21 protein-coding genes are annotated in these 20,629 nt (G+C 53.9%); 9 read left to right on the top strand and 12 right to left on the bottom strand.

The features are described 5' to 3' along the window. Window positions 1-27 precede the first annotated feature (27 nt). From KJS42_RS06730 to KJS42_RS06740, 3 genes are all read right to left on the bottom strand, one after another. Window positions 28-1,518, bottom strand: a complete 1,491-nt coding sequence (locus KJS42_RS06730) for a protein adenylyltransferase SelO (protein WP_213622382.1) — start codon at window positions 1,516-1,518, stop codon at window positions 28-30. 55 nt (window positions 1,519-1,573) lie between these two features. Beyond that, a complete protein-coding gene (locus tag KJS42_RS06735; RefSeq protein ID WP_306433129.1) occupies window positions 1,574-2,746 on the bottom strand; it encodes an MBL fold metallo-hydrolase in 1,173 nt (390 codons plus the stop codon). 106 nt (window positions 2,747-2,852) lie between these two features. Next, window positions 2,853-3,839: an SseB family protein gene (locus tag KJS42_RS06740; RefSeq protein WP_244868403.1), complete on the bottom strand. Its 987-nt coding sequence runs from the start codon at window positions 3,837-3,839 to the stop codon at window positions 2,853-2,855. A 322-nt stretch (window positions 3,840-4,161) separates the two neighbouring features. Between KJS42_RS06740 and KJS42_RS06745 the strand changes: the two genes are divergently transcribed. The 3 genes from KJS42_RS06745 to KJS42_RS06755 all read left to right on the top strand — a co-directional run bounded on the left by KJS42_RS06745 (window position 4,162) and on the right by KJS42_RS06755 (window position 5,754). Then, entirely contained in the window at window positions 4,162-4,518 is a 357-nt protein-coding gene (locus KJS42_RS06745; protein WP_213622384.1) for a hypothetical protein, read from the top strand. A 29-nt stretch (window positions 4,519-4,547) separates the two neighbouring features. Continuing rightward, entirely contained in the window at window positions 4,548-5,315 is a 768-nt protein-coding gene (locus KJS42_RS06750) for a class I SAM-dependent methyltransferase (RefSeq protein WP_213622385.1), read from the top strand. 166 nt (window positions 5,316-5,481) lie between these two features. Continuing rightward, window positions 5,482-5,754: a hypothetical protein gene (locus tag KJS42_RS06755; protein WP_213622386.1), complete on the top strand. Its 273-nt coding sequence runs from the start codon at window positions 5,482-5,484 to the stop codon at window positions 5,752-5,754. A 637-nt stretch (window positions 5,755-6,391) separates the two neighbouring features. On the opposite strand, the gene KJS42_RS06760 is transcribed toward KJS42_RS06755, so the two are convergent. The 4 genes from KJS42_RS06760 to KJS42_RS06775 form a co-directional block, all read right to left on the bottom strand. Then, window positions 6,392-6,724: a nucleotide pyrophosphohydrolase gene (locus KJS42_RS06760; RefSeq protein WP_213622387.1), complete on the bottom strand. Its 333-nt coding sequence runs from the start codon at window positions 6,722-6,724 to the stop codon at window positions 6,392-6,394. 199 nt (window positions 6,725-6,923) lie between these two features. Next, complete coding sequence (locus KJS42_RS06765; RefSeq protein WP_213622388.1) at window positions 6,924-7,385, bottom strand: DoxX family protein; 462 nt, start codon at window positions 7,383-7,385, stop codon at window positions 6,924-6,926. Between the two features lie 43 nt (window positions 7,386-7,428). Further along, window positions 7,429-7,890 carry a DUF2269 family protein gene (locus KJS42_RS06770; RefSeq protein ID WP_213622389.1) on the bottom strand — a complete coding sequence of 154 codons (462 nt, stop codon included), beginning with the start codon at window positions 7,888-7,890 and terminating at the stop codon, window positions 7,429-7,431. Between the two features lie 6 nt (window positions 7,891-7,896). After that, window positions 7,897-8,511, bottom strand: coding sequence for a TetR/AcrR family transcriptional regulator (locus tag KJS42_RS06775; RefSeq protein WP_213622390.1), 615 nt, complete (start codon window positions 8,509-8,511; stop codon window positions 7,897-7,899). Window positions 8,512-8,648: 137 nt separating this feature from the next. Here KJS42_RS06775 and KJS42_RS06780 point away from each other — a divergent pair, with 137 nt between their 5' ends. After that, window positions 8,649-9,173 carry a ClbS/DfsB family four-helix bundle protein gene (locus KJS42_RS06780; protein ID WP_213622391.1) on the top strand — a complete coding sequence of 175 codons (525 nt, stop codon included), beginning with the start codon at window positions 8,649-8,651 and terminating at the stop codon, window positions 9,171-9,173. A 14-nt stretch (window positions 9,174-9,187) separates the two neighbouring features. Here KJS42_RS06780 and hprK read toward each other — a convergent pair whose 3' ends face one another. The 4 genes from hprK to KJS42_RS06800 all read right to left on the bottom strand — a co-directional run bounded on the left by hprK (window position 9,188) and on the right by KJS42_RS06800 (window position 12,466). Beyond that, the gene (gene hprK, locus KJS42_RS06785) at window positions 9,188-10,105 is read right to left on the bottom strand and encodes an HPr(Ser) kinase/phosphatase (RefSeq protein ID WP_213622392.1); all 918 of its coding nucleotides are present in this window, start codon (window positions 10,103-10,105) and stop codon (window positions 9,188-9,190) included. 15 nt (window positions 10,106-10,120) lie between these two features. Next, a complete protein-coding gene (locus KJS42_RS06790; RefSeq protein ID WP_213622393.1) occupies window positions 10,121-10,918 on the bottom strand; it encodes an AAC(3) family N-acetyltransferase in 798 nt (265 codons plus the stop codon). Beyond that, window positions 10,915-11,736: a sugar phosphate isomerase/epimerase family protein gene (locus tag KJS42_RS06795; protein ID WP_213622394.1), complete on the bottom strand. Its 822-nt coding sequence runs from the start codon at window positions 11,734-11,736 to the stop codon at window positions 10,915-10,917. Before KJS42_RS06795 ends, KJS42_RS06790 begins: the two co-directional genes overlap by 4 nt. Window positions 11,737-11,911: 175 nt before the next feature. Next, a complete protein-coding gene (locus KJS42_RS06800; protein ID WP_213622395.1) occupies window positions 11,912-12,466 on the bottom strand; it encodes a TetR/AcrR family transcriptional regulator in 555 nt (184 codons plus the stop codon). A gap of 186 nt (window positions 12,467-12,652) precedes the next feature. Between KJS42_RS06800 and KJS42_RS06805 the strand changes: the two genes are divergently transcribed. The 5 genes from KJS42_RS06805 (at window position 12,653) to KJS42_RS06825 (ending at window position 20,001) form a co-directional block, all read left to right on the top strand. Then, complete coding sequence (locus KJS42_RS06805; protein WP_483311272.1) at window positions 12,653-14,131, top strand: DHA2 family efflux MFS transporter permease subunit; 1,479 nt, start codon at window positions 12,653-12,655, stop codon at window positions 14,129-14,131. 495 nt (window positions 14,132-14,626) lie between these two features. Then, entirely contained in the window at window positions 14,627-16,876 is a 2,250-nt protein-coding gene (locus tag KJS42_RS06810) for a bifunctional 2',3'-cyclic-nucleotide 2'-phosphodiesterase/3'-nucleotidase (RefSeq protein WP_483311273.1), read from the top strand. A gap of 217 nt (window positions 16,877-17,093) precedes the next feature. Then, complete coding sequence (locus tag KJS42_RS06815) at window positions 17,094-17,957, top strand: EAL domain-containing protein (RefSeq protein ID WP_213622397.1); 864 nt, start codon at window positions 17,094-17,096, stop codon at window positions 17,955-17,957. A 27-nt stretch (window positions 17,958-17,984) separates the two neighbouring features. After that, a complete protein-coding gene (locus tag KJS42_RS06820; protein ID WP_213622398.1) occupies window positions 17,985-18,923 on the top strand; it encodes a GGDEF domain-containing protein in 939 nt (312 codons plus the stop codon). Window positions 18,924-19,053: 130 nt separating this feature from the next. Then, window positions 19,054-20,001, top strand: a complete 948-nt coding sequence (locus KJS42_RS06825; protein WP_213622399.1) for a DUF4405 domain-containing protein — start codon at window positions 19,054-19,056, stop codon at window positions 19,999-20,001. A gap of 53 nt (window positions 20,002-20,054) precedes the next feature. On the opposite strand, the gene KJS42_RS06830 is transcribed toward KJS42_RS06825, so the two are convergent. Further along, a complete protein-coding gene (locus KJS42_RS06830) occupies window positions 20,055-20,540 on the bottom strand; it encodes a pyridoxamine 5'-phosphate oxidase family protein (RefSeq protein WP_155604688.1) in 486 nt (161 codons plus the stop codon). Window positions 20,541-20,629 lie beyond the last annotated feature (89 nt).

The raw sequence follows: 20,629 nt of genomic DNA on the forward strand, positions 1-20,629 counted from the left end.
CTGAGAGAGACAGCTTTGGGGTTGGATTCAGGTTCCGCAAAACGTGCGGTACGGCCGGTCGCAGGCCTTCGGCAGCTCCGCGTATTCCGCCTGCTGCGGCGTATGCGCAAAGGGCTGCGCCAGCGCCTCAAGCAGGCGCTGCATCACGCCATAATCGTCCCGCTCCACGGCGGCTTCTAAAGCTTCCTCCACCCGGTGGTTGCGCGGGATGACCGCCGGATTGCTGCGGCGCATGAGTTCCCGGGCCGCTTCTTGCGATTCGGCCTGTCCGGCGAGCCGCGCCTGCCAACGCGTAAGCCACCCCGACCACTCGGGGGTACCGGCCATCGGCAGTTCCTCTAGCCGATCAAAGGTCAAGGCGAGGAACGTATTGGTGAAATCGGCGCGATGCTGGTGCATCAGGTCGAGCAGGTCTTTGACGAGGGCGGCATCCTCCTCCTGTTCGGAGAACAAGCCCAGCTTCGACCGCATGCCTTGCAGCCAGGCCGCTTCAAATTGCCAGCCAAAGCCATGGAGCGCCTCTTCGGCGAGCTTGACGGCCTGATCTTCCTCCTCATGCAGCAGCGGCAGCAGGCTCTCGGCGAGTCTCGACAGGTTCCATACCGCGATGTTTGGCTGATTGCCGTAGGCATATCGGCCCTGACGGTCGATGGAACTAAATACGGTCGCGGGGTCGTACGCGTCCATAAAGGCACAGGGCCCATAGTCGATCGTCTCGCCGCTAAGGGCCATGTTGTCGGTATTCATCACGCCGTGGATGAACCCGACGAGCTGCCACTGGGCGATCAGCGCGGCTTGGCGCTGAGTTGCCTCCCTTAACAGCGCCAAGTAGCGCCCGGACTCGCCGATGTCGGCGAGCTCGGCCAGCTGCGGGTAATGGCGCTGGATCACGTAGTCGGCGAGCGTGCGGACGTCCGCCGACTCGCCGAATTGCGCGGCGTACTGGAACGTGCCGACGCGCACGTGGCTGGCCGCAACGCGGGTGAGAATCGCCCCGCGTAAGCCCTGTTCCCGGACCACCGTCTCCCCGGTGGTCACCACCGCCAAGCTGCGGGTCGTCGGAATGCCCAGCGCGTGCATCGCCTCGCTGATGATGTACTCCCGCAGCATGGGACCCAGCGCGGCGCGCCCGTCGCCGCCGCGCGAATACGGCGTCCGGCCGGAGCCCTTGAGCTGGATGTCGAAGCGATCGCCGCGAGGCGCGATCTGCTCGCCGAGCAGCAGGGCCCGGCCGTCCCCCAACATCGTGAAATACCCGAACTGGTGGCCCGCATAAGCCTGGGCCAGCGGCTCCGCCCCCGGCGGCAGCCGGTTGCCGGCGAAGACGGCAACGTTGGCTTCGCTTCGCAGCGCGGCAGGGTTCAAGCCGAGTTCCGCCGCGAGCGAGTCGTTCAGCACAACCAGCTCGGGCGAACGGACCGTCTTGGCCTCTTGCTTCGTGAAGAAGAACTCCGGCAAGCGGGCATACGTATTATCGAAATTCCAACCGGTATTCGGATTCTCGTGTGATTGGCTCATCGGCTTCTCCTTCCTTAGGGTTGTCGTCCCGGCCGGATCTCCCTGCAGGACGTAATTACTTCATTGTACTGGATGGACGCGCTCCGCGAAACCCACCCACTTTACGCGCTGATTCTAGTGTTTTCCACCAAGCTTCCGTCGGATATTCTTCCGATGCCCCGATCCGAACGGGTTCCCCGAGCTTTGGCGTGGTTAGCGGAATGCCCCGCTGCTTGGCCTCCATGGACAGCTGACGGACCGGATCGTACCAGCTGTGCATCGCCAGCGAAAAAGCCCCCCAATGAATCGGAAGCAACACATTCCCTCTCACATCGAGATGAGCTCGCGCCGTTTGCTCCGGCCGCATGTGGATATCCCACCACCGGTCATCGTACTGGCCGCATTCCATGAGGGTGAGGTCAAACGGGCCGTATTTTCCGCCGATTTCCTTGAAATGGGGTCCATATCCGCTATCCCCGCTAAAATAGACCCTCCTCTTCGGCGTGACAATCACCCAGGAGCACCATAGGCCGCCGCCGCCTTGTTTGAACAGCCTCCGCCCTGAAAAATGCCGGGCCGGCGTGCACGCCAGCCGGACGCCCTGGAGCTCCAACTCTTCCCACCAGTCGTATTCCTCGATTTGTCCGGGGGCCACGCCCCACCGTTCCAGATGGCAACGGATGCCGAGCGGCCCGATGAAGCGACCTACCCGGTCCTTCAACTGCAGGATCGTGCCGTAATCCAGATGATCGTAATGATCATGGGACAGAAGAACAACATCGATCGGCGGAAGCTCATCCAGCGAGTCGATGGGCAGCTCGCGATTGAATCTTTTGCCACCGCCGAGCGGCGACGTGGCGGGCCCAAGCATCGGATCCAGCAGGAACCGTACTCCCCCAAATTGTAGGAAAAGAGCGGAATGGCCGAACCAGACAACCGTATCCTCCTGCAGCTCCTCGAACGTCTGCCGATCCAACTTGACCTGTGGCAACGGCCGATCCGGTTTCAGTTGGGGTCTCCGCTGCACATACTCGCGCAGCGCCGTAATCATGCTGCCCGGCGAAGGCTTGAACATTTTCGTCTCCAGGGGATATTCGAATTTCGTTCCTTTATAGTTTGGAGATTGCCGATAGCGCTTCAGGTCTGCAGGTGACGGCTTACCGCCAAACGGCGGGTACAGCTTCTGGAACAAATTCAATCCAACGGCTAGGAGCACGACGAGACAAATCAGAACAAATAACCACATCATCGGGTGGATCGCCTCCTCTGAACGAATCACTTCATCCAGGAAGGTTGTGCCAAAGACCGGCGATTTATGCAAAAAGATAGGCAACTGCTGGCTGCGCGGACTTCTGCTACTGTATGCCTCGTTCCTGACGGAAAGCCTCGATCCGCTCCCGGTTGTTCGCGTCGATTCGCAGCGAAATGCCCCGGCTATTGAGGACGATGCCATCCATATTTTCGGACACCGCCAGCAGGTCGTCGTAAGCCGCGATGTTGCTGCTCCAGACCGTTTTGTCGTAAACTTTCTCGAATTCCGGCCAATCGGTAAACGCCGGCAGCCAAGCCGAACCGTCCTCCGCGCTTAGCACGCCGAATTGAAGGATGGCCCCTTGCTTCAACGTCTTCATGCCTTGCTCATCCGCGGGCGAAGGATCGGACTCCTTCAATTGCATGGGCAGCAAATACTTCGCCTGCAAAAGCTCATCAAGCATTTCCGCCTCCAGCGCGTTCAGCTCCCGCCCGCGTGCCTCCGGGTCACCCGTCGGCGCATGCAGCGTCTGGAAGAAACGGATCATCGCCCGCTGCAGCCCCGGATTGGTCACGGGAATGCTGATCTCCGGTGTCCCCGTCCAATCCGGCGGCGGCACGATCTCATCCCGGTTCAATTCGATGTGATACTGACCGTTGTCCACAAGGATTTTCGGCAATCCCAGAAGATGAAGCTGCCCGAACGTCCTCAGCACATCCTCCCCGCTGATCGGTTTCATCTCCAGCATCAAGTGCTGCTGACGGAAATAATCCTCCGCGTTCGCGGCATACGCCTCCTGCGAGAACATCCACACCCGGTCTTCCCCGTCCAAGTAAGGATATCCGGTTGCCTGATCACAAGCGAGAACCAGCGTTTCGGCCTGCTTCACTTTTTCGTAGAGTACGCCCGTAAAGGCCTTGATCCGTTCGTCCAAATACACATCCGGGAAAGCCTCTTCCGCCTTGAATCGCTTGGCGGCATGCACCAGAAATATCAGCTCCTGAATCTCCAGCCCGCCGAGCTCTTCCCGCGAAATCTCCGGCGTTAACAGAAACCTCCGCCCGACCTCGTCTTTCCGTTCCTCGTTCATCCGGCACCTCATTTCCCCTTTGTTTGAATATAGTATAGCTTATAACGATGTCGAGAAAGTAAATCATTGGTATAATCACTTCAATGACGAAAGGAGGATCTATTCATGAATTGATGATCATGGAAAACCCTTTTCCCATCCGGCTGATCCGCACGGCGCTAAAGCTAACTTTGATACGAATAAACATAAACTACACTCCACCGGTGTCCCCGGGTTTTGGAGACAAACCACAAATCTGCTGATTTTAGCCGGGGTCATTGCTGTAATTATTCTGATAAGCAGAATTCTATAGACGAACATACAAAAAAGGGGGGGCGATTGGATGCATAAATACAGCAATATCATTTGCAGCTTGATTCTATCTGCTGCGTTTCTAGGTGGATGTTATCTGCTGGCCGAGCGAGGAGAAGATAAGCCCGATCCGGCTATACAGGAACAGAAAGTCAGCGAAGATAAGTCGATATTGACGGAAAGCGAATTAGCCGATTACCTAGGAATCACCAGGAGTGAGTTGCAAGACATTCTGGAATTGGACCGGAAGAAGCGGGGAAATTTCAATGGGAACGTTTATGATACCTACTCGTTTTTGCCTCGCATGGAGCTCCCCAACCGGAGTTATATTTTCTTAAAGAGCGAAATTGAGAAATGGGTCGAGTATCATTCTTCCAAATTGGATTGAATCACGAGGTGTGAAGGGGGAAGTTATTCATGGATTTGCGTCTGAAGTTTAATGAGGACGTCGAAAACTATGAGAAGATGCGCCCCACGTATGTGGAGGAGCTTTTTCAGGATGTGATTCGGTATTCAGACCTCAACCAGGGTAAGAGGGCCCTTGAAGTCGGCATCGGAACGGGCCAAGCCACCCTTCCTTTCTTGAACGCCGGCTGCGAGATTACCGCCATCGAACTCGGAGAAAATTTGGCCAACTTTTCTGCGGAGAAGTTTTCGGGGTTTCCCCATTTCTGCGTGATTCAGAGTGATTTTGAAAGCGTCAGGTTGGAGCCTAAGCAATACGATTTAATCTACTCCGCCACGGCGTTCCACTGGATCCCGCAAGAAATCGGATATCCCAAAGCGTATCAGCTCTTGCGAAGCGGAGGCGTGCTTGCGTTATTCTGGAATCGTCCGTTCCCGGCCCGGAAAGACGACCTGCATGAAGCCATGCAGCACATCTACGCGAAATACGCGCCCTCCTCGAAAGAACCTGCGCCGCATACCGAACAGAAAAGCTTAGAAATGGTTCATACCCTCGAACAATATGGTTTCGCCGACGTGAATTTCAAAATCTATCATCAGACCCGAACTTTTGATGCGCCAAGCTATGTGGCCCTCCTAAATACGTATTCGGACCATCGGGCTTTCCCGGAGGAGCTCCGCGTGCGTATAGAGCAAGAGATGATTGAGGCCATCAACCATTACGGCGGAAAGGTTGAATTACACGATACCCTCGATTTGTATTTAGCCAGGAAGCCGTAGCGAATTAGGGAAAGGAGGACGACATTTGAAGCGGAGATTGATTCTATTAACGATGGTGTTAGGCGTCAGTGCTATTATTCTTTTCCTGTACCTGTACCCTCAACTCGGCAGAAACACGAAATATGATCTTCAACTTGGACACGTTCCAAATCAGGAGTTCGCCAGGATGAATGATCATTCGGATCATTTTAAAAACAATGCCGTTCTCATCGCCATGGCCATTTACCCGGACAAGAAGGAGAGCCTTCGTCAGGCTCAGTTATATGTAACCAAACGCGGGGACAGCGAAGTTCTTCAAGTTCAAAAAGAAAGAGAAACGGCTGACTTGGCTGTCTTTGAAATGCGACTCAAAAATTTGGAGTGGGGGCCTGGGGAATATACGCTGTATTTCAAACGCGGATTGGAAATTCAGATGAAGCTTGATTTTACGCTGGAGTAGCTGATGCTTCACATAAAAGAAAATAACCCGTCCAGGTTAGCGCCAGGGGTGCGGGTTATTGATCCAAGCACTTTGAGGTTTCCCACCCAAAATGTTGTGCGGGGAGTCGGATGGCCGTCCGGCTCCTTATTTCTGTCCTAGGCCCTGCCCAGAGAATAAAAGATGCCGGTTCCCGCCTTCGCTCAGCCCCCCAACCCATGAATCAAGGTCTGCACGATCGGACTGTTCCCAAACGCCACTAAAGCCAACCAACCACTAAACACGGTCCACGACAACTAAAAACTTAGTCGACTATGTTGAGGGCTATCTATCATCTCGGAAATTACCTGGAGCAGGTTTAGATAAATCAACAATAGCTAATGTTGTTCTCAATAGTTTAGAAGAACGAAATGAGGCCTTTAATTAATCTTTTTAAAAAATAGCACTCCAAACCCGCTTCATTAAGCGGCGACCCTGCAGTTATAATCCAATCGGTTGGACTCCAACATTACATCCTCGAAGTCCCAACCGACCACCTCCTCGTGTTTCGCAATCATTAAATTTCCCAACAACTCCAGCATCACGGACATGCAATGTCTTTACCAATCATGCTCGGTTTCTCAAACTCGCACCCATATTCATTAGCTGTACATAACTCCTATAGCTCGTTATATTTCGTCATCTTGCCAAAAGACTTGTCCACCGGATACTTGGCGCCGTTCCGCCGCATTTTGTCGCGAATGATCTCCTCGATGTTGAGGTCCAGCGCATCGGACAGATACACGGAGTAAATCAGCACGTCGGCCAGTTCGTCGGCGATGTCTTGTCTCTTCTGCGATACCGCCTCTTCGGACGATTTCCATTGAAAATTCTCCAGCAATTCGGACGCCTCCAGGCTTAACGAGATCGCCAAATCCTTCGGATTATGGAATTGTCCCCAGTTCCGCTCCTCCCGAAAAGCGAGCAGCATTTGGATCAGCTCTTCATTCATGTTTGTACTCCTATCCTTGGTGTAATAGCGTTTGAGCCGCGCGTAAACGGCGCAAAAAAGAGGCGGTCCTCCCCCTTGATGATTCGGGGCCCGCCTCTTGTCGTCTCTTGGTGTGGCCATGCTTTGGCCCTTGGTACATTCTTCCTACTCCCAAGTTATTACGAAATGGAAGATTCGTCAAATCCCGCCTAAATCCGTCTTACGAGTTCGGGGTTCGATGCTGCAAGTAATAAACCATAATGGCCAGAGTCGCTGACAGAAAGACGATTTGCATCAACGTACGGGGAAGCACCGCATCATGCGCGGCAGTCGCCATGCCGGAAAGGGCATAATTTACATTTGCCGGAAACATGCAGAGGAGGAGAAGCGAGAGCCCTCCCGCCGCCCAGATGATCGTCGGGCGCCACAGTAAGCCAATAGCTCCCGCCAACTCCAAAACACCGGTGAGCGTGACAATAAATCCAGGGTAAGGCAAAATGGGCGGCACCATGCTTATAAGCTCCTCCCGCATCCAAACGAAATGCACCGTACCGGTCAACACAAACATCGCTGCAACCCCGCCCCGGAGGGCAATCGGCCAAGTTCGCAGTCGTTTGACTCCCGCAGCTCCCAAGGCAAGGATCACCAGCGTAACAACGATAAGGGTAATCAGGGGTTCCATGAGCAGACCTCCGTTATTTTCAGATTAAGCGAATCCCATGGCATTAGAAACCTTTGGTGATCATGAGAAAAAGAATCCCGAGCGGCAGCAAGGTAGCCATCGTGCCATACACCGCCCAATTTCGAGAGGCCTTATGATATTCCGCTGTGACGGTGCCACTCTCAATGCCATCGGCGCTCAGGCGGATCATTTTGCGCTGCATGGGAATGAGGATAAGCAGCCAGATCAGTCCGGTCACGGCAAACAAGCCTAAGGAGAAGGTCAGCCAATTGAGACCCGCCAAAGAGTAGCCCAAACTCCCCGTCATCATGCCGCCGGAAAGGACGATCAGGGCAAGCCCGGGAATCGTAAAAATATAGTCCGCAATCATTACATTCTTAGCTGCATCGTGCATGATTAGTGGATTTCGAGTCCGGTCGGCCCGTATTTTCCAAAATGCCGCCGTTACGATATTCCCAACCATCAGTAAGACACCAAGAACATGCAAGGTTAACCAAATTCCCACGCCCGCTCATCCTTTCTCTTCCCGTTTTTTGCCGGGGTTCAAAATGTCCGTCATTAGCGCGGTTAAGTCCTGCGCTTTAACTATCGCCTGCACATTCGGAATTCTTGCGCGAATTCGGAAGCCGAGTGTCACCAAGGTGAACCATTCCGCCGTTTTGTCCGCCTCAACCGTTTTGGGAATGACGCCGTGCTGCTGACCTGTTTCAATCCAGAGCTGCGATAGAAATACGGTTCGTTCGTAATACTGCTTCAAGGCCTCCGCAACCGCCGGATCCTCCTCTTTGCCGAACAAGTACACGAGCACTTTGTTGGTCACGTTCTGCGGATTTTCGTATTCGACAATGCTGTCCTTGATTTTCTGCATCGGATCATCAAAGTTCCGTCGACCTTCCTCGATCTCATTCATGAAGCGTCTGTTGGTTTCTTCAAGCCCTCCTTGCAGAAGCATCACAAAGAGTTCATCCTTACTGTTGACGTAGTGGAAAATCGCGCCTTTAGACAGGCCGGATCTGCCCATGATGTCCTGCATCGTAATCGAATGGCATCCCTTCTCCTGAATCAACGCTTTCGTTGCATCGATCAGCTGTCTTAACGTTCGTTGTCTGCGCTCCTCCTGTTTCAAAACCAACCCTCCAGATCATACTTCAAATTTTATGTAATTTCATTATAAATACCGACCGTTGGTTTGTAAATAGTGAAACTTAACTGATCGCTGAGAGTTATAATAGGTATAAAAATCGCACATGGAGGAACCTACCCATGCCAGCATACGCCAGTAAACAAGCCTTAATCTCTGAAATCCAAAAAACCGCTCAGCTTTTTATCGCGGAATTCGAAGGAATCCCCGAAACGGATAAAGCCTTGCGGTTGGAGGAAGTGGACCGTACGCCACAGGAGATGATTGCCTATCAGCTGGGCTGGATCAATCTCATTCGCGGGTGGGATCGCAACGAACTGGAAGGCAAAGAAGTCGTTACTCCCGCGCCCGGATTTAAGTGGAATCAATTAGGTGGTTTATATCAAAGCTTCTATGACCCGTATCGGGACCAATCCTTATCCCAACTCAAAGCGTTGTTTATAGCGGCTGTCGATGAGCTGACGCCCTGGCTTGAGAGCTTCAGCGATGAAGAATTATTTGCGCCGGGAGGCAGAAGGTGGGCCGCTTCAACCCCATCCAACTGGCCGATTTGGAAATGGGTCCACATCAATACCGTAGCGCCTTTCAAATCCTTCCGCAGCAAAATCCGCAAGTGGAAGAAAGAGTACTCGTCGATGAAGACATAGGCGCTCCCCCGTCCCTACGACCCCATCTCCCCCTCAATCCGCTTCATAAACTCATCTACCGCGCTGTAACCTAGTTGCTTCAAGTACCAGTTGTTCGCCGCGGCCTCGATCAGGCCGGCGACGTCCCGGCCGGGTTGGAGCTGGATTTCGATATGCGGAATCTGGACGCCTAGATATTCCGTGAACTGCGGCACCGTCTCCAGTTCGTTGTTGAGGGCATTTTCCTGCCACGGCACCAGCTCGATATCCAAGACGATCCGCGTCTCATCCTGAAAAGCCCGGCGTCCGTATTGGCGGACCACGTTAATCAGCCCGATGCTGCGTAATGCCAGGAATTCGCGGGTTGTCTCGTTATGGGTTCCGAGCAGCGTGGTGGGGCTCAATTTCTTCAACACCACGATATCGTCCGCGACAAAACGGTGCCCCCTGCGGATCAGCGTATGCGCCGTTTCGCTTTTGCCGATCCCGGACTTGCCGCGAAGCAGGATGCCGATGCCCGATACGTTCACGCACACTCCGTGGATTGAAATTTCCGGAGCCAATGCCTTGACCAGGTAACCGTCCAGCTTGGCGATAAACTCCGTCGCCGTTTCCTCGGTACGCAACAGCGGAATGCCCTCCTCCTCGCAGTACAGCTCCAAATAAGGAATCTCTTGTTGCCCGGACGTCACAATGAAGCACGGAGGGTGATATTTGACGATATTCCCGATATGCAGCTTGCGTTCCTCCACGCTTAAAGTCAGCAAATAATTGATCTCCTTACGTCCCAGCACCTGCACTCGGTTCATTGGAAAAAAATCGAAATATCCCACGAACTCCAGCCCCGGCCGATGCGCCCGGGGACGATCGATCTCGCGACCCAGGTGCTCCTCCCCTGCCAGCACTTCCAAACGGAACGTGTCCACCAGCTTCTGTACGGTGATCGTTTTCATCTGATTCTCCTCCTGCTATTCAATATGCGATGTTCCCATCCAGCGCTCCGGGTTCTTCAACGGCTCGTTATCGGAGAACAAATCCGGCTCCTCCCTTAACATTTCCGTGATCACTTCCGCCACGGCGGCCGCATCGCAAACTCGAACAACCGCATCCCCCAGTTTGCCCTTACGCATCGCGCCGCGAACCTCAAGGACTTCTTCGACTTTCCAAAAATGTTCCGACCAAGGCAACCCGCAATGCCTGCGGGAAGGGACCGGAATCTCCGTGCCATCCGGTGTAATCGTGTATAACATCTCGTGGTCGTCCGTCATTCTACCCGGGATATCCGCCCATTCCTCGACGCCATGAATGAAGGTATTCCGTTTCAAATCAACCCCCACCAGCAGAATCGTCGCTTTGCGGTCCAACAGCTTCCCCCACGAGGAACCTCGGGCACAAGGCGTATCGAACAGATGATCCTCCGCCGTAAACGCCTCGGCCTCCCGCCCCAACGCGGCGACCGAATGAGTAGGATGCCACGAGCGAATGACCCCCGGCCTTTTACGGAAGAGTTCCGGTAGAATGCCCACACACACCGGTGAATTTTCGACCTCGAACCGAGGCTGATCGTGATTGATGTACGACCAGGTATGGGTAGGCAACACGAGCAACCCTTGCTCCATATACGCCGAAAAAGCATCCAACACGGTATCCGCTCCGCCCTCCACTTCGCCTAAGCTTTTCATGGAGGAATGGACCAGCACCGTTCCCGTACCGTCCAGGCCTAACGCCTCCAGTTGCTTGAATAAACTCTCTTTCGTATGCCTCATCCTTGCGCTCTCCCTTCGTGTACGAATCTTGCTGCCTCGGCGCACTGCTCTTCTGTCACGCCTTCCAATGTTACGAATCCACGCGGTTTGTGTTGCTCCAGCAGCTTCCAAAACAGCGGGTAATTCAACTCCCCAAGCCCGGCGGCGGTTTCGATCAGCAAGCCGTTCGGGCTGCGCTGCAAATCCTTGGCGTGGGCGCTCACGATGCGGGGGCCCAGCAGGTCGAAGGCCGTTTGAATGACTTCATCCTGGCGGGTAAAGTTATCGGCATTCATCAAGTTGCAAGGATCGATTACTACGCCAACGCAGGAGGACGGGAAGCGTTCCAGGGTTTGCGCCATCGTCTCCGGCGAATCGATGAAATGACCTTGGGCGGCTTCGAGACCAATGGTCACGCCCCAGCGCTCCGCTTCTTCTACAAGCTCCTCCAACGCGCGGATGAGGCGCTCCTCATACTCCGGCAGGCGGCTTCGATCCGCCGGCTTGCCCACCTCCGTCGCCACGATCGGCGCGCCGAAATGCCGCGCATGCCGCAAATGCTCTTTAAACCGGTCCACGTTGTGCCGGTAACTCTCGTCATCCAAATCGATCAGGCTGGCGTAGCAGCCGAGTACGGCAATCCGGACGCCCCGATCCGCAAAAGCGCCACCGATCTCGGAGGCCAATCCCGGGCTTATTTTTCCCAACGAGCAATCCACATCCGAAATGGCCTTGGACAAAGCCAACTGCACATACGGAAACTCATATGCGGCTACCTTCGCCGCCAGTTCCCGAAAGGGCTGCTTCCCGAGCAAATGCGCTAGAATGCCTACCGACATCCATCTCTCCTCCTTTGGGCTTCAATCCATACGTACTCCTCCGCTAAAGGATACATTCGACTTCTCTCGGTAAACTCCTGTGTCAATGATGTGAAGTAGCTCCTCTAGCCAAAAGACCTCACCCGCGCTTCGCAGCGATCAAGCAAGGTCTTCTTCGCAAGCTTTCTGCAGCCGATCACTTTCTTCGATACATCTGGTTGATTTGGTCGGCCAAGTAGCTTGGACTATACGGGGTGCCTTCTTCGATCCACCAAGAAACGATGCCAAGCGATGAGGCGGCAACGATTTGGATGGGAACCTGCTTCGCGGGATCCGCCGTCTTCCTCCGCTCCCTTCGAATCGAAACGATGTCGGTGAGCATCGCGAACAACCGGTGGCGGAACTCCTTATTTTCCATGAGGACCTGAAATAATGCCGCGTTCTCGAAAATTTGCTCCAAAAACGAAACCAGCGGCGATTGCTCCTTAGACGGGCCGCTCTCGGTGAGCGGGCGCATTCTTCGGGCCAGCTCGTCCAGCACTTCCCTCGTTAACTGCTCCAACAAATCCTCCACGTCGCGGTAATGCAAATAAAACGTAGCCCGGTTCAATCCCGCACGACTCGCCAAACCCTGGACTGTGACTTTATGCGGATCGGCGCTCTCCTGCAGCAACGAAATCAGCGCCTCCCTGAACAGGCGTTTCGTTCGCGTGACCCGAGGATCTACCTTCTCTTCTGGATTGGTCGACATCTCATCTCTCCTTTGATGATCATCTGCAACTTATTCGACACCGTCCCGCCCCTCTGTCGCATAGTCTACACTTCTCCGTAAAGTGTAAATGGCCTTTTGCCGGCTCGCATGATACTATGTTTTATCGACAGAGTATCAATTAGTCGACGTTACGTCAATAAATGACCTTTTGAAAGGAGCCCGACCTTGAATCCCTCAACCCCACAGGTGAATAAAAAAATCCTGATGCCCGTCCTGCTATTGGGCTCATTCTTATCTATCCTGAACCAAACGATCCTCAACGTCGCGTTGCCCGATCTAATGAAGGAATTCGCGATTACCGCGACGACCGTTCAGTGGCTGATTACTGGCTTCATGCTTGTAAACGGGATTTTGGTGCCGGTCACGGCATTCCTCATGCAACGGTTTACGACCCGCCAGTTGTTTATCTGCTCCATGCTCCTACTACTGGTCGGAACATTCATCAACGCCATCGCGCCAAGCTTTCCGTTTCTCTTAACAGGACGGCTGATCCAAGCCGCAGGTGCCGGCATTATCATGCCCCTCTTGATGATGGTTGTGTTGGTGGTGTTCCCCAAAGAAGGACGCGGAGCGGCCATGGGGCTCATCGGCCTCGCCATGATCGTCGCTCCAGCGATCGGGCCAACCTTAGCCGGCTTCGTCATCGAGCATCTATCATGGCGCTGGATTTTCATCGGGATGGTGCCGCTGGTCGCCCTCGTCATTCCGTTGGCCCTGAAATATTTGGTGAATGTCTCGGAGACCTCGAAACCGAAGCTGGATCTTGTCAGCATCGTCTACTCGACCATAGGCTTTGGCGGTATTCTGTTTGGCTTCAGCAACGCGGGCAATAAAGGCTGGGGGAGTGCCGAAGTGCTGGCTTGTCTCCTCGTCGGTGGTATTTTTCTGTTCCTGTTCTGCCGGCGACAGTTGAAGGATTCCACCCCGCTTATGAACTTGAGAGTGTTCCAGGACAAGATGTATACGGTCACGACGATCATCAGCGTAATGATTATGATGGTCATGTATGCAGATATGATCTTGCTGCCGATTTACTTGCAGGCCAGCCGGGGATTTTCGGTGCTGGAGACCGGTTTGCTTCTGTTGCCGGGGGCCTTGATCAACGCATTATTGTCACCGGTTTCCGGACGCTTATTGGATAAGTTCGGGGTCAAGCCCATCGCCATCATCGGTTTGCTCTTCACGATTCCCGCCATCTGGGGAGTGACGCATTTAACCGAAACGACGACCTATACCTATTTGGTCGTGCGAACGATCGTCTTGCGCATCGGGTTGAGCTTCCTCACGATGCCGCTCAACACCGCTGGATTAAACGCCCTACCGAAGCACATGAACACGCACGGTTCCGCCGTGACGAACACGGTCCGGCAAGTGGCGGGGGCGATCGGAACGGCGCTGGTCGTCACGATCTATACGGCGAGAACCAAATTCCACGCCGCCGATTTGTTGGAATCGGGCCGGGCACTTTCCAAGGCCCAACTGAAGGAGATGTCATCGATCCTTGGCACGAACGACGCCTATCTGTGCATGGCTGTGCTAAGCGTCTTGATACTGGCGGTCACGATCTTCATGCCCAACCGAAAAGGAGCGGCCGGATCGAAAAAAACGGAAGAGATGGCAGCACAACCCGCTGAAGAATACTAAAGTGAAGGCGATCGGACTTTAACCTCCGGTCGCCTTTCCTATTTCCGGGCTTCCAACGGTAATCTATTCGATTTTTCATATCCAATTTGATAGAAATACCGGAAATGGCCGATTGTACGCGATTTTTCATATAGAATTCATCGGAAGTCTGCGGAAACGCCTCATTCTATTCGGTTTTTCATATAGATTTCCGATTCCATTCATCCAAAACGAAATTGTGTATGATTTTTCATATCAAATGCACTAGCGAACGACGCCTCGCCCTTGCAGTCTGGCCCATGATGACCTTCCACACTTGCACCGCACCTTGCCGCAAAGGATGTGATCCCCCACCTTGTACCTCCTGCACAATCTGTTTTGTTTCTCGTGAAATAGAAATTTCCCCCATGACAATCCCTACCAATTCATATAAAATATTAAAGTCAATTTAAACTAATTTTTCGGCACAAAGCTTCGCATGACCCCTGTCAGGGAGTACCCAAATTCGAAGGAGGAATGAAATTGAACAAACCTCGCAGTCTGAAATTCATCCTGATCTCATCCCTGTTGGCAGCTAGTTTGGCAGCCCTGCCGTTCTCGGCATCTGCAGCGGACAGTACCGGAGCGGCGACCGTCGAGCTTCGCATCCTGGAGACCACCGATCTGCACGTGAACATTGTTAACTATGATTACTTTGCGGACAAGCCAACCGACGAGTACGGCTTGGCTAAGACGGCTACGCTGATCAAACAAGCTCGCTCGGAAGCGAAGAACAGCTTGCTCATCGATAACGGCGACCTGATTCAGGGCAACCCGCTGGGCGATTACGTTGCAACCGTGGACAAGCTGCAGGAGGGCGAGACCCATCCCGTCTACAAAGCGATGAATTTGCTCGGTTATGATGCCGGCAACTTCGGCAACCACGAGTTCAACTATGGCCTCGACTTCCTCAAGACCGCCGTCAAAGGCTCGAATTTTCCTTACGTCAATGCCAACATCTATCTGGACGATAAGGATCAAGATCCATCGAACGACAAGAACGCCTTCACCCCTTATCTCATCCTCGATAAAGAGGTAACCGACAGCACGGGCGCGAAGCACAAGCTGAAGGTCGGAATCATCGGCTTCGTACCGCCGCAAATCCTATCCTGGGACAAAGCGCATCTCGAAGGGAAGCTGGTCACGAAGGATATCGTGGAGACGGCGAAGAAATTCGTGCCTCAGATGAAAAAAGAAGGCGCCGACCTCATCATCGCGGTGCCGCACTCCGGCTTCGAGGACATCCCGCAAACGCCGCTGATGGAGAACTCGGTCCTGTACCTGAGCAAGGTAGAAGGCATCGACGCGATCTTGTTCGGCCACGCGCATAAGGTATTCCCGGATGCCTCTTTTGAAGGTAAGACGGGCGTCGACTTGGCCAAAGGCACGATCAACGGCGTACCGGCCGTCGAACCGGGGTATTGGGGCAACAACCTCGGAATCATCGACCTGACGCTGGAGAAATCCGGCGATGCCTGGTCGGTGAAGAACTCCAAAGTGGCCGTGAAGCCGATTTACGACACCGCCAACAAGAAGTCGCTGGTGGACGCGGACCAAACGATTTGGGACGCGATCAAAGAGGATCACGAGCATACGCTCGAGTATGTCCGCGGTCCGGTGGGCAAAACCAGCGCGCCGATCAATAGCTGGTTCGCTTTGATCCAAGACGATCCCTCGATCCAAATCGTGACCAATGCGCAGAAATGGTATGTAGAGAAGCATCTGCAGGGCACAGAATATGAAGGTGTGCCGGTGTTGTCGGCCGGAGCCCCGTTTAAAGCCGGCGGACGCCAAGGCGCGAACTACTACACCGACATTCCGGCAGGCGACATCGCCATCAAGAACGTGGCCGACCTGTACCTGTACTCCAACACGGTGAATGCCGTGCTGGTGACCGGCGCTGAGCTGAAGGAATGGCTCGAATGGTCTGCCGGGCAGTTCAACCAAATCGATCCGGCCAAGACGGAAGCTCAAGAACTGGTTAACTATGACTTCCCAACGTACAACTTCGACGTGATCGACGGCGTGACGTATCAAATCGACGTGACGAAGCCGGCTAAATACGACGCCAAGGGCGGCGTGTTGAACGAGAAATCGAGCCGCATTGTGAACCTGTCTTATAATGGCAAACCGATCGATCCGGCGCAAAAATTCGTTGTCGCCAGCAACAACTACCGCGCGTCGTCCAGCAAATTCGCGAACCCGGACGGCAAACGGATCATTCTAGCCTCGCCGGATGAGAACCGCCAGGTGATCATCGACTACATCCGCGAGAACGGCACGATCAACCCGACCGCGGACGGCAACTGGTCGCTCGCTCCGTTCGGCAAGGCCAACGTCACGTTCGCAACTTCACCAGCCGCCAAAGAGACGGCTTCCAAGTCGGGCAGCTTGAAGTACCTGGCCGACACGAAGGACGGTTATGCCACCTTCCAGCTGAGCTCGACTACCGAGTCGGCCAACCCGGCACCGACACCGACGCCTGCGCCAGCTCCATCACCTGAACCGGCTCCTGCTCCTGCTCCGGCTCCGGCGAAGCCGACGCCCGTTCCCGCTCCCGCTCCTTCGGCCGGGACGGACACCGTCTACATCGTCAAGAAAGGCGACACCCTGTACGACATCGCGCTGGAGCACGGCACAACGTGGCAGGCTCTGGCTAAATACAACAAACTGTCCAACCCGCATCTGATCCGGATCGGACAGAAGATCGCGATTCCGGTGAAATAACGATCCCCAAGGCACCACTCGTCAAGAGAGCCGCCGATCGAGTTAGTCTCGATCGGCGGCTTTTTTCCACATTCGACATGGGTGATGACCAGATTTTTTACGCGACGCTAACATTCCGTTTACGCTAAAAAGGTCGGAGCGTGATACGATCGGACTATAGAGACAAGCTTTGCGAAGTCCCGGTCTCGATTATATGGAACTAAAGGATGAATCCGACATGAAAACGCCGCTCTCTCCTACCGAGGTGAATAGCGGTCTGTATCATTACATGACCTATTTTTATCACGCCACCCGCCAATATTGGCTGTCTTCCCGAAGGTTCTACGCCCTGCAGCAGATCATCCGCAACCAAACGCTGACGACGTTTTTCCAACCTATCTTGAATCTGCAGAACGGAACCTGCCTGGGATATGAAGTGCTGAACCGTCCGCCGGTATCGGCCTTGTTTCCCCATACCGAATCGTTCTACGACTTCATCGGGCAAACGGACCAGGTGTTTGCCTTCGAACGCTTTTGCCGCGATATCTCCTTCAACCGCTTCCGGCTTGCCTTGATCCGTTCTCGCAAACCGGCGGACACCATTGTATTCGTTAACATTCATCCGCAGGTGCTGTCGGACCCCGGTTACCGGAGCGGCGAAACGATCCAACTCTTGTCCCGGTACGGCTTATCGCCGCAACAGGTTGTGTTTGAACTGACGGAGAAACAAGCGGTACACGACTACGTTGCCTTCGAGCGCATTTTATCTCATTACCGTTACCAAGGGTTTCGCATCGCCATCGACGACGCCGGCTCCGGTTACAACAGCCTGAAGGCCATCGTGAGCTTGAAGCCTGAATTTATTAAAATCGACAAATCCCTGATTCGCCATCTCCACCTTCACCCGAATCAACAACGTATCGTGATGCTGCTTCAGGAGTTTGCGGCCGAATCCGGCACGCATATCATTGCCGAGGGCATTGAGGAGCCGGAAGAACGAATATTTCTCCAACGGGTGGGTATCGAATATGGGCAAGGATATGCACTTGGTAGACCGGCTACGGAAATGGGTAATGACGCTTTGCGAGAAATCGTACAGTAATGGTGGATAAGAGGGAGGGTTTACGACTTGTTGACGAATATCGGCGAAATTGCGGAGACGATCCCGATCGTCGCTCCCGACACGAAATGCGGCTTGGTCAACCATCTTTTTAAGCAAACTCCCAAACTGGAAGGCATAGCGGTTGTTGACGAAAACGGTCGTCCGGCACTATTGATGCGAGCTCGGTTCTACCAACTGCTGGGCACACAATACGGCTACCAGATTTATATGGGCCGCCCCGTCATGCTCGTCGTAAACCCTCATCCCCTCGTCGTTGAATGGGACGAGCCCATCACGGAAGTCAGTATCCGGGCGATGAACCGTTCTGAGGAAGAGCTATACGAAGGCGTTCTGGTCCTGCGGGACGGGAAGTTGCATGGGTTTGTCAGCATCCGACGCCTGCTATTGGAAGTTGCCAACATCCGAGCGGAGATGGCGAGTTTCCTGAATCCACTGACCGGGCTCCCCGGCAATCGACTGATCGACGACCGCCTGCAGCAATCTTCCGGGCAAGAGCAATTCAGCGTCCTCTACATCGATCTCGATCATTTCAAATCCTATAACGACAGTTACGGCTTCAAAATGGGTGACGCCCTCATCCAGGCGACGGCGAATTTGCTGCGAGAGCCCTTCTCCGGCCAGGGGTCTTTTCTCGGCCATATTGGCGGGGATGATTTCATCGCCATCTTGAACCATCACAACTATCCGTACGCATGCACCAAAATCATCGATGGCTTCGAAGCCCTGAAGAAGGAGTTCTATAGCAAAGAAGATCTGAAGAACAACTACGTCCTGGGCGAGGGTCGTTCTGGGGTTTATGGCCCGATTCCCCTCGTATCGATCTCTATCGCCGTGGTAACAAACCGGACCCGCAACTTCGAGAACATGGAACAAATCGTTGAGGAAGCCACCCGAATGAAGAAAATTTGCAAATCTCGGCCCGGCAGCATCAGCATCGCCAATTAGTTACTCGGTCGATCCCTCCTTAACCTTCGGTTCATTGTGATGTGCCCCTTCCCGTTTTTAAGGTTCATTAAAGGTTCGCAGCGTATCCTTGGTCCAGATCAAGAACTTCGCCAAGGAGGCTGAATAGTCCATGCAGGAACGACAGACCCCACCGCGGGATCGTAAGAAAAAGGAAATCATGTACGTCAAATTCGGACTAGATCTGCTGATGGCGTTGACGTTTGTCCTTTTCTTCAACAAACAGGTGCTGGGCGGGCTCCCTTTCCATGAAATCGCCGGTGTCGCCATGGGCGGCGCGATTCTGACCCATATTTTGCTGAATTGGCGTTGGGTAGCCAAGATCACGAGGAAGCTCTTCGACCGCAAATTGCCGCTCAAAACGCGAATCAGCTATGTCCTGAATTTGCTTCTGCTGGTATCCATGGGATTCGTGATCATCAGCGGGATCTTCATCTCCCGGGTGGTATTCCCCAATATCCACGTCGGTAACGAGTCCTGGTTTAAACTGACCCATATGTCCGTGTCCTACCTCGTCTTGATCCTGGTGGCCATACATATTGGCCTGCATTGGAAATGGGTCGTGGGCGTGTTCCACCAAATCATTCATTACCGCATGAAGAAACCTAGGTTAGGGGTCCTCGCCAAAGTGGCTGTGGCACTCCTTCTGGTATTTGGGGTTTATCAAATGTACGCCACAAACTTCGTCGGTCATGTGCAGAGCATCAGTAACGTATTTGGCTTGAAATCGATGACGGCACACGCGGGTGACTTCGGTGACCGGGAGAGAGGCCAAATGGATGCGGATGGTGATTTCGATCGGGAGAGCGGCGAAAGACCTCAATGGCCTGACGGCGACGAAGGAGGATCCCGCGAAGGCTTGGGCCATTCCGGGAAACCCAGTGGCGGATTACGTGGCGAAGGGCGCGGCATCGGATCGGTCGGATCGGGTCCGAACGTTTTTGGCGTAATCGCCGAATATTTGGGAATCATCGCCGTAATGGTCATCGCCGTGTATTACCTGGAGAAATGGCTGATGAGGCGAAAAGCCCTTCGGAAGCTGCCACTTCGCAACGAATAGGATGAAAAAAGAGCAGCGGGATAAAAAATCCTGCTGCTCCTTTTTGCGAGGTACTACAACTTCACCGTCTTATTCAATTCGGCTTCCGTTTCCTTGCCGGTCAGTTGGGAGAACATGCGCTTGACCATCTTGACGAGATTGCCGGTTTCCCAGTATTCCGCCGCCTCGGCCTTCACTTTGATCAGGACTAGACTCGGGTCATCGCTGGTGGTGTGCAGGAATTTGGCGTAGGCCGCATTCCAGAATTGGTCGATCTTCGCCCGGTCGTTGACCACCTCGGCAGTTCCGCGTACCGAAACGTAGGAGTTCCCCACGTACGACACGTTGACGCTGGGATGCTGCTTGAGTTGGGTGTATTTATCTGTCTCCTCTTTCGTCAGGAACCAGAGGTCGCCGTCGAATTCGACCTCCTGGGTTTTCATCGGACGCGACACCAGCCCTTCCTGCGTGACGGTGGTCAGCATGGCGATCTCGATGCCTTTGATCAACTTCCGGACGGTTTCCACGGCTTCCTGGTGCGCCGTTTGGTCGTTTGTCATATCTAGTTCACTCCATGTTGGTTATTGGGGGTGGATGGGTACTGCTTGCTACCCCGTTAGGGTGAACCGAGAAGGGCAAAATTAACCAT

Origin of the sequence: Paenibacillus sp. J53TS2, from assembly GCF_018403305.1 — a bacterium.
Classification (GTDB): Bacteria; Bacillota; Bacilli; order Paenibacillales; family Paenibacillaceae; genus Fontibacillus; species Fontibacillus rhizolycopersici.

Coding starts and splice junctions, on each gene's coding strand:
- KJS42_RS06755 (WP_213622386.1), top strand. CDS start 5,482: ATGAATGATCATTCGGATCATTTTAAAAACAATGCCGTTCTCATCGCC.
- KJS42_RS06810 (WP_483311273.1), top strand. CDS start 14,627: ATGAAATTGAACAAACCTCGCAGTCTGAAATTCATCCTGATCTCATCC.
- KJS42_RS06825 (WP_213622399.1), top strand. CDS start 19,054: ATGCAGGAACGACAGACCCCACCGCGGGATCGTAAGAAAAAGGAAATC.
- KJS42_RS06745 (WP_213622384.1), top strand. CDS start 4,162: ATGCATAAATACAGCAATATCATTTGCAGCTTGATTCTATCTGCTGCG.
- KJS42_RS06730 (WP_213622382.1), bottom strand. CDS start 1,518: ATGAGCCAATCACACGAGAATCCGAATACCGGTTGGAATTTCGATAAT.
- KJS42_RS06740 (WP_244868403.1), bottom strand. CDS start 3,839: ATGAACGAGGAACGGAAAGACGAGGTCGGGCGGAGGTTTCTGTTAACG.
- KJS42_RS06760 (WP_213622387.1), bottom strand. CDS start 6,724: ATGAATGAAGAGCTGATCCAAATGCTGCTCGCTTTTCGGGAGGAGCGG.
- KJS42_RS06815 (WP_213622397.1), top strand. CDS start 17,094: ATGAAAACGCCGCTCTCTCCTACCGAGGTGAATAGCGGTCTGTATCAT.
- hprK (WP_213622392.1), bottom strand. CDS start 10,105: ATGAAAACGATCACCGTACAGAAGCTGGTGGACACGTTCCGTTTGGAA.
- KJS42_RS06780 (WP_213622391.1), top strand. CDS start 8,649: ATGCCAGCATACGCCAGTAAACAAGCCTTAATCTCTGAAATCCAAAAA.
- KJS42_RS06800 (WP_213622395.1), bottom strand. CDS start 12,466: ATGTCGACCAATCCAGAAGAGAAGGTAGATCCTCGGGTCACGCGAACG.
- KJS42_RS06795 (WP_213622394.1), bottom strand. CDS start 11,736: ATGTCGGTAGGCATTCTAGCGCATTTGCTCGGGAAGCAGCCCTTTCGG.
- KJS42_RS06765 (WP_213622388.1), bottom strand. CDS start 7,385: ATGGAACCCCTGATTACCCTTATCGTTGTTACGCTGGTGATCCTTGCC.
- KJS42_RS06790 (WP_213622393.1), bottom strand. CDS start 10,918: ATGAGGCATACGAAAGAGAGTTTATTCAAGCAACTGGAGGCGTTAGGC.
- KJS42_RS06830 (WP_155604688.1), bottom strand. CDS start 20,540: ATGACAAACGACCAAACGGCGCACCAGGAAGCCGTGGAAACCGTCCGG.
- KJS42_RS06750 (WP_213622385.1), top strand. CDS start 4,548: ATGGATTTGCGTCTGAAGTTTAATGAGGACGTCGAAAACTATGAGAAG.
- KJS42_RS06735 (WP_306433129.1), bottom strand. CDS start 2,746: ATGATGTGGTTATTTGTTCTGATTTGTCTCGTCGTGCTCCTAGCCGTT.